This window comes from Roseibium salinum, from assembly GCF_026240905.1.
GTDB lineage: Bacteria > Pseudomonadota > Alphaproteobacteria > Rhizobiales > Stappiaceae > Roseibium > Roseibium salinum.
Genome location: NZ_JAPEVI010000003.1, coordinates 3,220,173 through 3,232,803, shown reverse-complemented (window position 1 = coordinate 3,232,803; position 12,631 = coordinate 3,220,173). Strand labels below are relative to the sequence as shown.

12 protein-coding genes are annotated in these 12,631 nt (G+C 62.8%); 6 read left to right on the top strand and 6 right to left on the bottom strand.

Features of this window, described 5'->3' with window-relative positions; translation table 11 throughout:
* Positions 1 to 32: 32 nt before the first annotated feature.
* From ON753_RS19500 to ON753_RS19475, 6 genes are all read left to right on the top strand, one after another.
* Positions 33 to 1,127, top strand: a complete 1,095-nt coding sequence (locus ON753_RS19500) for an ABC transporter ATP-binding protein (RefSeq protein ID WP_265964609.1) — start codon at positions 33 to 35, stop codon at positions 1,125 to 1,127.
* 84 nt (positions 1,128 to 1,211) lie between these two features.
* Positions 1,212 to 1,460 (top strand): type 2 periplasmic-binding domain-containing protein, encoded by a 249-nt coding sequence (locus tag ON753_RS26885; protein WP_265964607.1) that lies wholly within the window; start codon positions 1,212 to 1,214, stop codon positions 1,458 to 1,460.
* Complete coding sequence (locus tag ON753_RS19490) at positions 1,423 to 2,313, top strand: extracellular solute-binding protein (RefSeq protein ID WP_265964605.1); 891 nt, start codon at positions 1,423 to 1,425, stop codon at positions 2,311 to 2,313. The genes ON753_RS26885 and ON753_RS19490 overlap by 38 nt, the downstream gene beginning before the upstream one ends.
* A 128-nt stretch (positions 2,314 to 2,441) precedes the next feature.
* Positions 2,442 to 3,710, top strand: a complete 1,269-nt coding sequence (locus ON753_RS19485) for an ABC transporter permease (RefSeq protein WP_265964603.1) — start codon at positions 2,442 to 2,444, stop codon at positions 3,708 to 3,710.
* Between the two features lie 10 nt (positions 3,711 to 3,720).
* Positions 3,721 to 4,575 (top strand): ABC transporter permease, encoded by an 855-nt coding sequence (locus tag ON753_RS19480; RefSeq protein ID WP_265964601.1) that lies wholly within the window; start codon positions 3,721 to 3,723, stop codon positions 4,573 to 4,575.
* Positions 4,576 to 4,792: 217 nt separating this feature from the next.
* A complete protein-coding gene (locus ON753_RS19475; RefSeq protein ID WP_265964599.1) occupies positions 4,793 to 6,022 on the top strand; it encodes a M24 family metallopeptidase in 1,230 nt (409 codons plus the stop codon).
* A 91-nt stretch (positions 6,023 to 6,113) separates the two neighbouring features.
* On the opposite strand, the gene ON753_RS19470 is transcribed toward ON753_RS19475, so the two are convergent.
* The 6 genes from ON753_RS19470 to ON753_RS19445 all read right to left on the bottom strand — a co-directional run bounded on the left by ON753_RS19470 (position 6,114) and on the right by ON753_RS19445 (position 12,462).
* Positions 6,114 to 6,674 (bottom strand): type 1 glutamine amidotransferase domain-containing protein, encoded by a 561-nt coding sequence (locus tag ON753_RS19470; protein ID WP_265964597.1) that lies wholly within the window; start codon positions 6,672 to 6,674, stop codon positions 6,114 to 6,116.
* Between the two features lie 177 nt (positions 6,675 to 6,851).
* Positions 6,852 to 8,465, bottom strand: a complete 1,614-nt coding sequence (locus ON753_RS19465; RefSeq protein WP_265964595.1) for an FGGY-family carbohydrate kinase — start codon at positions 8,463 to 8,465, stop codon at positions 6,852 to 6,854.
* Between the two features lie 3 nt (positions 8,466 to 8,468).
* Positions 8,469 to 9,197 (bottom strand): SDR family oxidoreductase, encoded by a 729-nt coding sequence (locus tag ON753_RS19460; protein WP_265964593.1) that lies wholly within the window; start codon positions 9,195 to 9,197, stop codon positions 8,469 to 8,471.
* Positions 9,198 to 9,225: 28 nt separating this feature from the next.
* Positions 9,226 to 10,473 (bottom strand): sugar ABC transporter permease, encoded by a 1,248-nt coding sequence (locus tag ON753_RS19455; RefSeq protein WP_265964592.1) that lies wholly within the window; start codon positions 10,471 to 10,473, stop codon positions 9,226 to 9,228.
* A 22-nt stretch (positions 10,474 to 10,495) separates the two neighbouring features.
* Positions 10,496 to 11,305, bottom strand: coding sequence for an ATP-binding cassette domain-containing protein (locus ON753_RS19450; protein ID WP_265964591.1), 810 nt, complete (start codon positions 11,303 to 11,305; stop codon positions 10,496 to 10,498).
* A gap of 110 nt (positions 11,306 to 11,415) precedes the next feature.
* Positions 11,416 to 12,462 carry an ABC transporter substrate-binding protein gene (locus tag ON753_RS19445; RefSeq protein WP_377047174.1) on the bottom strand — a complete coding sequence of 349 codons (1,047 nt, stop codon included), beginning with the start codon at positions 12,460 to 12,462 and terminating at the stop codon, positions 11,416 to 11,418.
* Positions 12,463 to 12,631: the final 169 nt, after the last annotated feature.

The window sequence follows — 12,631 nt, the reverse complement described above, 5'->3', positions numbered from 1 at the left end:
ATAATAACGAACATACCAGACTTGGGGAAAAGATGGCGAACACACGGGGCGCTGCTGTTAAGTATGACGGCGTTCAAAAGAGCTATGACGGGGAAACCCTTGTCGTAAAAAACCTCAATCTCGATATCCCACCTGGCGAATTTCTGACCATGCTTGGACCTTCCGGGTCCGGAAAAACCACCTGCCTGATGATGCTTGCAGGCTTCGAGCCGGCAACGCACGGTGAGATCTATCTCAACGACCGGCCGATCAACAATGTCCCGCCCCACAAGCGCGGCATTGGCATGGTGTTCCAGAACTACGCGCTTTTCCCGCATATGACGGTTTCGGAAAACCTGGCTTTTCCGCTTCAGGTCCGCGGCGTCGGCAAGGCGGAGCAGCAGGAGAAGGTCAAGCGCGCGCTCGAGATGGTCGAGCTCGGCAATTTCGGCAATCGCCGTCCGGCGCAGCTGTCCGGCGGGCAGCAGCAGCGCGTGGCAGTGGCCCGCGCCCTTGTTTTCGACCCGGAACTGGTGCTGATGGATGAGCCGCTCGGCGCGCTCGACAAGCAGCTGCGCGAGCAGATGCAGTATGAAATCAAGCACATTCACGAGAATCTCGGTGTCACGGTGGTCTATGTGACCCATGACCAGACCGAGGCGCTGACGATGTCGGACCGGGTGGCCGTGTTCAACGACGGCGTGATCCAGCAGCTGTCGACGCCGGATGATCTTTATGAAGATCCGCAGAACTCGTTCGTCGCCCAGTTCATCGGCGAAAACAACAAGCTCAACGGCAAGGTCGTCGAAGTCAACGGCAGCCAGTGCCTTGTCGAGCTTGGCGACGGCTCCAGGCTGAAGGCGGACAAGGTCAACGTATCGTCAATCGGCGACATGACCACCCTGTCGCTGCGGCCCGAACGGGTCGAGTTCGACACCAACGACGAAATGGACAACCTGGTCAACGGCCGGATTGAAGAGCTGATCTATCTCGGCGACCATATCCGCGTCCGCATGAATGTGGCCGGCAATGATGAGTTCATCGTCAAAGTTCGCAACCGCGGAGAGAAGCGCAAACTGAATGTCGGGGAGACGGTCCGTGTGGGCTGGGCTCTCAACGACTGCAAAGCGCTCGACGTGGTTGTCTAAATGCGCCCGGCGGCCGGTCAACGGCCGCCAGCGACTGCAACGGACATGTATCCGTTATAATCCTAACAAGAGGGAGCTAGCTCAATGAAGCTCAAGACTGTAATTCTTGCAGGCACCGCACTGGCATTTGCCAGCAGCGCGGCGCTCGCAAAAGACATGACCATCGTCTCCTGGGGCGGGGCCTATCAGGCTTCCCAGAAGAATGCCTATGCCGATCCCTACATGGAAAAGAACCCGGACATCAACGTGATCTGGGACGAGATCTTCCAACGAAGCGGTTGCCAAGCTGCGTGCGATGAACGAAGCCGGCAACATCACGTGGGATCTGGTTGACGTCGTTGCCTCCGACGCGATCCGTCTGTGCGACGAAGGTCTCGCCATGGAAATCGATCCCGATACCATGCTTGCAGACGCTCCGGACGGCACACCGGCTTCCGAGGATTTCGGCGAACTTCTCGTCTCCGAGTGCTTCATTCCGCAGATCGTCTACTCCACCACCTTCGGCTACCGCAGCGACGTTGCGGAGTGGGACGGCAAGGAGCCGGACGACATCTGTGACGTGTTCGACCTGGAAACCTTCCCGGGCAAGCGCTCGCTGGAAAAGCGCCCGATCAACAACATGGAATGGGCGCTGCTCTGCGACGGCGTGCCGAAGGAAGACGTCTACAGCGTTCTGGAAACCGAAGAAGGCCAGCAGCGCGCGTTCAAGAAGCTCGACACCATCAAGGACAGCGTTATCTGGTGGTCGGCCGGTGCGGAAACCCCGCAGCTGCTGGCCGACAAGGAAGTCGTGATCGGCTCCACCTATAACGGCCGTCTGTTCTCGGTGATCGAAGAGCAGGACCAGCCGGTCAAGATGCTGTGGGACGCCCAGGTGTTCGACATCGACGGCTGGATCATTCCGGCAGGTCTTCCGGAAGACCGCCTAGCGATGGTGAAGGACTTCGTGATGTTCGCCACCGACACCCAGCGTCTTGCGGACCAGGCGAAATACATCTCCTACGGCCCGGCCCGCAAGTCGTCGGCGCCGCTGGTCGGCCAGCACGCCGACCTCGGCATCGAGATGGCGCCGCACATGCCGACCGATCCGGAAAACGCCAAGAACACCTTCCTCTATAACTACGAGTGGTGGGCGGATTACCGCGACGACATCGACGCCAAGTTCCAGGCCTGGCTGGCCCAGTAATCCTGGAAAGCGTCTCCTGCTTCTTCAAAGCGGGAAAAGTGATCCTGGAGCATGAATTGCTCCAGGTCCGGTCCGGGTGGGGAAATACCTCACCCGGAACCTTCAATCTGATTTCCGGATGATTGTTCATGAGCGACATTCCTGCTGGCCAGGTTCTTCTGACAACGCAAGACGGCAGACCGCTGAAGGCGGCCCTTGCCACGGCGCTGCGCCGCGAAAAGCTGCGCGCCCTCGCCCTCATCGCGCCCTTGCTGATCTTCGTGTTGATCACCTTCATCGCACCCATTGGGGACATGCTGTTCCGTTCGGTCGAAAACAACATTGTCCCGGAGACGCTGCCCAGGACGGTTGTGGCGCTTGAGGAATGGGACCCGGCAACAGGGCAGGCCCCCGGTGAAGCGGTCTATGCGGCCTTCTATGAGGATATGCTGATCGCGGTGGAGCAAAAGACCCACACCCGCCTCGGCTCCCGCCTGAACTACGAGGAAGGCGGAATCTCCAGCCTGTTCCGCAAGTCCGGCCGTCGGGTGGACGATATGGATCCGGCCGTTCCCTTCAAGGAACAGTTCATCGAGGTGGACGACGACTGGGGGACAGTCGAGACCTGGCGGGTGATCAAGCAGTTCTCATCCGACTACACTGCCGGATATTTCCTCAATGCCTTTGACGCGGAGCGAACCGCCGAAGGCGTCGAGCTGAAACCTGAAAACGAGCGGATCTACCTGTATCTGTTCGGCCGAACCCTCTACCTGTCGAGCGTGATCACCGTGTCGTGCCTGCTGCTCGGCTATCCGGTTGCCTACCTGCTTTCGGCCCTGCCGCTGCGCTCGTCCAACCTCTTGATGATCCTGGTGCTGCTGCCGTTCTGGACCAGCCTGCTTGTGCGCACATCCGCCTGGAAAGTGCTGCTGCAGCAGCAGGGGGTGATCAACGACTTCCTGGTCTGGATAGGAGTGGTCGACAATCTCAACCGTCTGGTGATGATCAACAACCAGACCGGCACCATCATTGCGATGACGCACATCCTGCTGCCATTCATGATCCTGCCGCTCTATTCGGTCATGAAGACCATCTCACCGTCCTATGTGCGGGCGGCCAAGAGCCTGGGCGCCAACGACTGGACGGCGTTCTGGCGGGTCTATTTCCCGCAGTCGGTACCGGGTATCGGGGCGGGCGCCGTGCTCGTGTTCATTCTGTCCATCGGCTACTACATCACGCCGGAACTGGTCGGCGGCACGTCGGGCATCTTCATCTCCAACCGGATCGCCTATCACATTTCGTCCTCGCTGAACTGGGGCCTGGCGGCTGCCCTCGGCACGCTGCTCCTGGTGGCAGTCATGGTTCTGTTCATTGTCTACGACCGGATCGTGGGCATCGACAACGTCAAACTCGGATAGGACGGCGAACATGAGTGCACTTCCTCCTTATGCGTCCCCTCTCCAGCGGACATGGCACTACACCTTCCGCTTGATCTGCGGGCTGATCTTCTTCTTTCTGATCTTTCCGATCATGGTGATCCTGCCGCTCAGCTTCAACGCGGAGAATTTCTTCACCTTCACCAAGGCAATGCTGGCGCTGGATCCTGCCGGCTACTCGTTCAAGCATTACTACGACTTCTTCACCAATCCGGACTGGCAGCAGGCGCTGACCAACTCGGTGATGATCGCCCCCGTCGCGACGTTGCTGGCAACATCGTTCGGCACCCTGGCGGCCATCGGCCTGTCGCAGTCCCATGTTCCCTACAAGCCGGCCATCATGGCTGTGCTGATCTCACCGATGATCGTGCCGCTGATCATTTCGGCCGCCGGCATGTATTTCTTCTATTCGCGCATCGGTCTGCAGGGCACCTACTGGGGGGTCGTGCTCGCGCACGCCGCGCTCGGCACGCCCTTCGTGATCATCACCGTCACCGCCACGCTTGTCGGGTTCGACCGGTCTCTGGTGAGGGCATCCGCAAGCCTGGGGGCCAACTCGGTGACCACCTTCTTCAAGGTGCAGATGCCGCTGATCATTCCCGGCGTCGTGTCGGGCGCCCTGTTCGCCTTCATCACCTCTTTCGATGAAGTGGTGGTTGTGCTGTTCCTCGGCTCCGCCAGCCAGAAAACCCTGCCATGGCAGATGTTTACCGGCCTGCGCGAGCAGATTTCGCCCACCATCCTGGCGGTCGCCTCGCTGATGGTCGCCATCTCGATCGTCCTCCTGACCGTCCTGGAGATGCTGCGCCGCCGCTCCGAACGCCTGAGGGGGTTGTCACCAGGCTGACCGACCAAGGGGCCGGTGCCGGTCCCGCTGTGCTCCAGACGAGCCGGTGGCGGAACGCCAGTCACCGGGCGGAAAGATCAAGAGACTTTCCCGACGGCAAAACATTTCGAATACGGGCCTGGCGGGCCGGCTTCCCACGAAGCCGGCCCGCTTTTTTTGTTTCAAGGCCTGAGGACTGGAAACGCAACAAGACAGGACTGGGAAAGGAGACCTTCCAATGAGTGACGACATGATCCGCATCTATGAAATGAACAATGGCGAGAAAGCCTTCTCGCCGTTCCCGCCCGAGGAGATGGAGGGCCGCCAGGCGAAGCTGAGGACGATCATGGCAAACCGGCAGATCGACGCCTGCCTGTTCACGTCCTATCACAACATCTGCTACTACTCCGGCTTTCTCTATTGCTCCTTCGGTCGCCGCTACGGCTTCCTGGTCACACAGGACAAGGCGGTGACCATTGCCGCCGGCATCGACGGCGGCCAGCCCTGGCGGCGGAGCCATGGCGACACGCTGATCTATACCGACTGGCGCCGCGACAACTACTTTTTCGCCCTCCGCACTCTGCTCGCCATGCCGAATCCGGCCGTCAGGCGCATCGGCCTGGAATTCGACCACGTCCCGCTCGATTTCCTGAAGCAACTTGAGGCGGCCCTGCCCGGTGTCGAATTCGTCGACATCGCCGCCGACGCGATGGCGCAACGCTCGATCAAGAGCCCTGCCGAGCATGCCCTGATCCGCGAGGGCGCGCGCATCTGCGACATCGGTGGAGCCGCGGTATTCGACGCGGTCCAGGCCGGTGTGCGCGAACACGAGGTGGCGATGGCTTCCACCAACGCCATGATCCGCGAGATCGCCGGATCCTTTCCTTTCGTCGAACTGATGGACACCTGGACCTGGTTCCAGTCCGGCATCAACACCGACGGCGCACACAACCCGGTCACCAACAAGGCGGTCGAGGCCGGAGACATCCTGAGCCTCAACTGCTTTCCGATGATCTTCGGCTATTACACCGCGCTCGAGCGCACGCTGTTCTGTGAACATGCTTCGGACGAGCACCTGCGCCTGTGGGAGATCAACTGCCGCGTCCACCGGGAAGGCTTGACGCTGATCAGGCCCGGTGCCCGCTGCTGTGACATCGCCGCCGAACTCAACGACATCTACCGCAACCACGATCTCCTGAAATACCGCAGCTTCGGCTACGGCCATTCCTTCGGGGTGCTCAGCCACTATTACGGCCGGGAGGCTTCGGTGGAGCTGCGTGAGGATGTCGAAACGGTGCTCCAGCCGGGCATGGTGGTGTCGATGGAGCCGATGATCATGATCCCGGAAGGCGAGGCTGGCGCCGGCGGGTACCGGGAGCACGACATCCTGATCCTGACTGAAACGGGTGCTGAAAACATCACCGGGTTTCCCTTCGGTCCCGAGCACAACATCGTGCCGAAACGCTAGTCACCGCCGGCCGGGCGGGCGCTCTGCGACACATTCGCAGCGCCCTGTCGGCCGGGTACTGCTGACGTGGCTAGCCGTGATCCGGCAGCCGTCAAGCAGCGTTACGCCGGTGCTCGCCCTCCTGCACTTCCTCGACGATCTTTGCGACGAAGGCATCCAGGTCATCCGGGTTCCGGCTGGTGATGATGCCGTTGGAATTGACCACTTCCTTGTCGAGCACCTTGGCGCCGGCATTGGCGAGGTCGGTCCGGATCGAGTGATAGGAGGTCATCTCCCGGCCCTTGGCGACCCCGGCTTCGATCAGCAGCCAGGGCGCATGGCAGATGGCGGCGACGATCTTGCCCTTGTCGGCAAACTCCCGGATCTTGTCGACCGTCGTTTTGTCAACCCGCAACAGATCGGGATTGATCTGCCCGCCGGGAAGCACCACCGCGATGTAATCATTGACCGCAATGTCCTCGATCTTCAGATCTGCCTTGACCGAATCGCCCCAGTCCTTGTTGTTCCAGCCTATGATCGGGCTGCCGTCGGGACTGGCCACATGAACCTCCGCGCCTTGTGCGCGCAGTTTCTCCAGCGGCACCTCCAGCTCGGACTGCTCGAATCCGTGGGTGGCAATGATGACTATCTTGGCGTCCGTGATCTTGGTCATGAAACTTCTCCAGATTTCGTGCCCCGTCTCCGAACTGCCGAGCCTGCGGAGAGTTCCATCGCACCAGAGAGCGTCGCTCATCGACCCGATCGATGCGGCCGAAATGGCCCGATCAGGACGTCCGCCGATGCGGGCGATGCATTGGTGGATTACGCCTGACGGCCGGAGTGCCGGGGCTCACCTCAGCCTGCGGCCAACGGACTGCAGCAGTTCGAAGCCTTCGAAGCGTTTGGCGTGATAGGCCTCCATCGCGCCGCCGCCGGGCCGGTAGGTCTCGCCGACGGCGGACATGGCGGCCATGGCTGCCTCGAGGTTCGGTTGGAGACCGGCTGCGACCGCGCCGAGCATTGCCGAGCCCAGAAGAACCGGCTCAGCGGTTGCGGGAGCGGCCACGGTCAGGCCGGTCGTGTCGGCAAGAAGCCGGCGGACGAGCGGGCTTTGTCCCGCCCCGCCGCTGACGACCACCGTGCCGGTTTCGATGCCTTTTGCCTGCTGCGCCGCGATGATTTGCCTGAGGCCATAGCCCAGCCCGCAAATGCCCGCCACGTAGAGCCGGACAAGCGCATCGACCGAGCCGTCCAGGTCGAGACCGGCGATAAGGGCTTTGGCCTCGGGGTCGGCAAAAGGCGCGCGGTTGCCCAGGAATTCCGGCACGACATGCAGGCCGTCCGCCAACAGCGCGACATCCGTGCCCTCCGGTGTCAGTGTTGCCGCCTGCTCGGAGAGCCACTGCGTCAGGCTGACCCCCGCTGCCTCGGCCAATTCGCCTGCTTCGCCGGAGGCGGGATGAAACCGCACCAGATGGTCGATGGCCGCGCCGGCGGCCGACTGGCCGGCCTCGTTGAGCCACAGGCCCGGAACCATGGCGGAGTAGTAAGGGCCCCAGACGCCGGGCACGAAGGCCGGCGCGTCGGTCGACGTCATGGTGCAGGCGGAGGTTCCGAAGACATAGGCCATGCGGCTGGTCGCGGACCCAGAGGTTTTTTCATCCTGCCAGCCGACTGTGCCGATCCCGCCCGCATGGGCATCGATCAGGCCGGCGCCAACCGGGGTTTCCGCCATCAGGCCGAGCTCCGCCGCAGCTTCCCGGGTCAGGCCGGTGCCGAGCGCCGTTCCGGCATCCACGACATCGGCGCCTATCCGGGCGAAATCGTCGCTTGCAAGTTCAGCAAGGCCGATGGCGCGGAAATAGCTTTCGTCCCACCGCTTCTCGTGGCCGAGATAGGTCCATTTGCAGGTCACAGTGCAGATCGAGCGAGCGAGGCTGCCGGTTGCCCGCCAGGTCAGGAAATCGGTGAGATCGAAGAAATGCTCTGCGCGGGCGAATATCTCCGGCCGGTTTTCCTTCAGCCAGAGCAGTTTCGGCGTTTCCATTTCCGGCGAAATCTGGCTGCCGACATAGCGCAGCACGTCATGGCCGGTGGCGTTGATGCGGTTCGCCTGGTCGATGGCGCGATGGTCCATCCAGACGATGATGTTTCGCTCCGGATGCTCCGGCTCGCCGACCGGCAGCGGCCGGCCTTCCGGGCCGATGACCACGAGCGAGCAGGTTGCGTCCATGCCGAGACCGGCAACGGCCGCCGGATTGATGCCTGCGTCCGCAATGACGGCACGCACCGAGGCGCAGACCGCCTGCCAGATATCGTCGGAGGCTTGTTCGTAGAGGTTGGGGCCGCGATTGAACAAGGCGATGTCGCGCTTGGCCGACGCCACCAGCTGGCCATTCGTGCTGAAGAGGCCCGCACGGGCGCTGCCGGTGCCGACGTCGATGCCGATCAGGTAGTCTTTCATTCGCTAAAGATCCACACTCTGCGGCAGGATGACAAGGTCTCTGATGGTGACGGTTCTCGGGCGGCTTAGCATGAAGAGGACGGCATCGGCCACTTCGCGCGGCTGCATCAGGCTGCCATTGGCCAGGGCCTCTTCCATCTTGGCCGTCGGCCAGTCGTCCAGAAGGGCGGTCACCACCGGTCCCGGCGCGACGGCGCCGACGCGAATGCCGTGCTCGGCCACCTGCCGACGCACCGTATGAACGAAGGCCTGCACCGCGAATTTCGACGCGGTGTAGATCGGCTCCCAGACCACGGGAACGATCCCGGCGATGGAACTGGTGACGATGATATCGCCACTCTTGCGCTCCACCATATGCGGCAGCACCGCGCGAATGGAGCGGAAGGCGGCGTTGATGTTGAGGTTCAGCACGCGGTCCCACTGGTCGGGATCGCCGGTCACGACACTGCCGCCGACATAGGCGCCGGCATTGGCATGGAAGATGTCGAGATGCCCCGTCCTTTCGAGGATCCCGTCGATCATTGCGTCGACACTCGGGCCATCCGTCAGATCGACGACCAGCGGTATGGCGTTCTCCCCCAGGTCGGCGCAGATCGTCATCAGGCGGTCTTCGGCCCTGTCGATCAGCACGACGGTCGCCCCGGCCGCGATCAGGCTCCTGGCGCATTCGAGCCCGATCCCCGACGCGGCGCCGGTAATGGCCGCGACCTTTCCCTTGAATGCATCGGTCATTTCTCAAATTCCTTGGCTGAAACGGGGGTCAGGCACGCCCGTGCGAGGCACGGCTTTGCCGGGCGAGACTGTCGACGATGACGGCGATCGCCAGGACGCAGCCGGTGATCATGTAGCGAAGCGACGAAGACATGTTCAAAAGGGTCAGACCGTTGGAAATCGACTGGATGACGATGATGCCGAGCAGAGCCGACCAGGCCGACCCGCGGCCGCCGAACAGGCTGGTTCCGCCGATCACGGCCGCGGCGATCGCGTTGAGGTTCACGTCGCCGGTGCCGGCCTGCTGGCTGGCGGAGGCGAGACGCGCCGAGGACAGCACGCCGCCGAGTGCCGCCAGCAGCGAGCAGAGCGCGAAGGACGTCAGATAGATGAAGGTGACGCTGATCCCGGCCCGGCGGGCCGCTTCCGCATTGCCGCCGACCGCCTTGACCGAACGCCCCCATTTGGTGCGCGTGAACACGTAGTTCATGACGACGACCAGGAGCGCGAACAGGCCGAACATCCACGGCACGCCGCGTCCGAGGTTGAGATAGAAGACCGCGGCTTCAAAGGCGAGCGTGATGACGATCGCCCGGAAGGCGAGACCGCTGATGGAAGCGGCCGAGAGGTTGGCCGCCTGGCGCTGTGCCCGCGTGCGCAGGCCCATGACCAGGATGGCAACGCCCGGCAGCAGCGCGACCGTGTGCGAGAGCCAGGCCGGCATCATCAGGAGCTGGCCGAAATTCACCATGGTCGAGCCGTAGGGCAGGTTGATGGAGCCGGTCGAGCCGAGCATGTAGAGCTGGAGGCCGAGAAGCGCCAGCAGCCCCGCGAGCGTGGAGACGAAGCTCGGCATGCCGAGCTTGGTGCGCAGCAGCGCATAGAGTGCGCCGACCATGGCGCCGGTGCTGAGCGCAAGGAAGATCGCAATCGGCAGCGGCAGGCCCTGGTTGACCCAGAGAACGCCGATCAGGGCGGAGCCGACGCCGCTCATCGAACCGACGGAGAGATCGATTTCGCCAAGCATCAGGACGCAGACGATCCCCAGGGAAATCACCCCGACGGTCGAACAGTCGAACAGCAGGTTCACCAGGTTGTTGGGCGTCACGAAGAGCGGGTTGAGCGCGGTGAAGACCGACCAGATGACGATCAGGCCGACGATCACCGGCAGCGAGCCGAGGTCGCCGGCCTTCACGCGGTCGAAAAAGGCGCTGACGGTATCGCCGATGCCGCTGGAATGTTTGACGCGCGTATCGCTGCGGTCGAGAAGCCGGGGTTCCATAGCCGGACCGTTCATGTTCGTTTCCTTGTTCATGTCCTCAGCCCTGGTTCGCGGCACCCGCGGTGCGCTTGCTCGCGCGGCGCGAAACCGCATTGTCGGTGGCGCCGGTAATTGCGCCGACCAGATCCTCGTTGGAGGCATCGGGCGTGAAGACGCCGTTGTTGCGTCCGAGCCGCAGCACCACGATCCGGTCGGCGACGGCGCGGACATCTTCCATGTTGTGGGAAATCATGATGACGCCGAGACCCTTCTCACGGACACGCTCGACCAGATTGAGCACTTCCGCCGTCTGGGCGACGCCGAGGGCGGCCGTCGGCTCGTCCAGCATGATGATCTTCGGATTGAGCAGCAGCGAGCGCGCGATGGCGACGGTCTGCCGCTGGCCGCCGGAGAGCGAGGCGATCGGTTCGCGCACGCTCGGGATGCGGGCGGCGAGTTCCTCAAGAAGTTCCCAGGCCCGCACCTCCATGGCCACCTCGTCGAGATGCCAAGGGCTGCGTTCCTGGCCCAGGAAGATGTTGGCGACGACATCGAGGTTTTCGCACAGGGCGAGATCCTGGAAGACCGTGGCGATGCCGAGATTGAGGGCGTCGCTGGGGCGATACATCGTCACCGACCGGCCCTCGAAATGGATGCTGCCGGATGTCGGCTGGTGAACGCCGGAGAGCACCTTGATCAGCGTCGACTTGCCTGCGCCGTTGTCGCCGACAAGGGCGACGACCTCGCCCGGGTGAACGTCCAGTTCAATATCCGTCAGCGCCGACACCGCGCCGAAGTTCTTGGAAATGCCGTTGAGGCTCAATATCGGCCGGCTCTGTGCGGCAGCTTGCAACTGTGTGTCGGTCATGTCGTCCGGCTCGTGCTTTCTGGATTGCGGCTCGAGTGGCCGACCGGCCCCTTCAATCAGCTTTTGAAGCTTGCTGACCGAAGGGGTCGGACGGCCGTCTCGGGAGGGAGTTATTGAATGCCGAGCTCTTTACAGCCCTCGGCATAGCGGCCGGTGCACAGTTCCTCGGCGGTCTGTATGCCCTTGTCGATGATCTCCGCCTTTAGGTTCTCGCGCGTGACCACGGCCGGCACGAAGAGTTCCGAAGGGGTGTCGTAGAGTGTCGTCTTGGCTTCCGGTGTTTCGCCGTTCAGGAACTGAACGGCGACGTTGGCCGCCGCCGCGGCGACGATTTCCGACGGTTTGGAGATCGTGTTGTACTGATCGCCCGCGATGATCAGCTGCAGCGCCGCGATGGTCGCGTCGTTGCCGGTGACCGGCGGGAGCGGATCGACGCCGGCCGCCTTGAGTGCGGCAATCGCGCCGCCGCCGGTGCCGTCATTGGCGGCGACGATCCCGACGATCTGGTCGCCGAAGCGGGTGATCTGGCCGCTCGCCCATTCCTGCGCCTTGGGCGGGGCCCAGTCCGGCGTGTCGAATTCGGCCAGGGTCTTGTAGTTGCTCGTGGCGATCCCGGCGTGAATGCCGTCCTTGATGAGGCCGGCGGCCGCATCGGTCGGCGAGCCGTTGATCTGCAGCAGGCCGCCCGCCTCCGGCGAAACGCCGAGTTCCTCCAGGTGCCGGACCAGCGATTCCGCAACGGCCTTGCCGATGCCTTCATTGTCGAAGGAGACGTAGTAATCGGCGGTCTTGTCCGGGATCGGCCGGTCATAGGCGATCACTTTGACGTCCTGGCTCTGGGCGAGCGCGACAAGCGAGGCGGCGGCGCTGGAGTCCACCGGGTCCAGAACGATCACCTTGGCCCCCTGGGTCAGCACCGAGTTGAATTGCTGCTGCTGACGGGCCACGTCCGCATCGGCATTCTGGTAGATGACCGTGCAGTCGGGGCAGAGCTTTTCCATCTCGGCCTTGAAGCCGGGGAAGTCATGCTCCTCGTAACGGGTGGACGCTTGGTCCGGCATCAGGAAGGCGACGGTGCCGGAGGCCGCCATCGCGGCCGTTCCGTGCATCAATGCGGCTGCCAGCACGGCGCCGCCGGCCAGTTTCTTGCTCAACATAGTCATTTCAGTTCCTCCGTTGAAACGAAGTCCTGACCGGCCGCGATGCGGTCGAACGGCATCCGGAAGGCTACGCCCGGAATGCGGAAAACCGACCGCTTTCGAAGCGCCCTCGGTCTGCGGGCCTGATGCTTCGGGTGCCGGATCAAGACAGGTTGGTTTCCTGAAA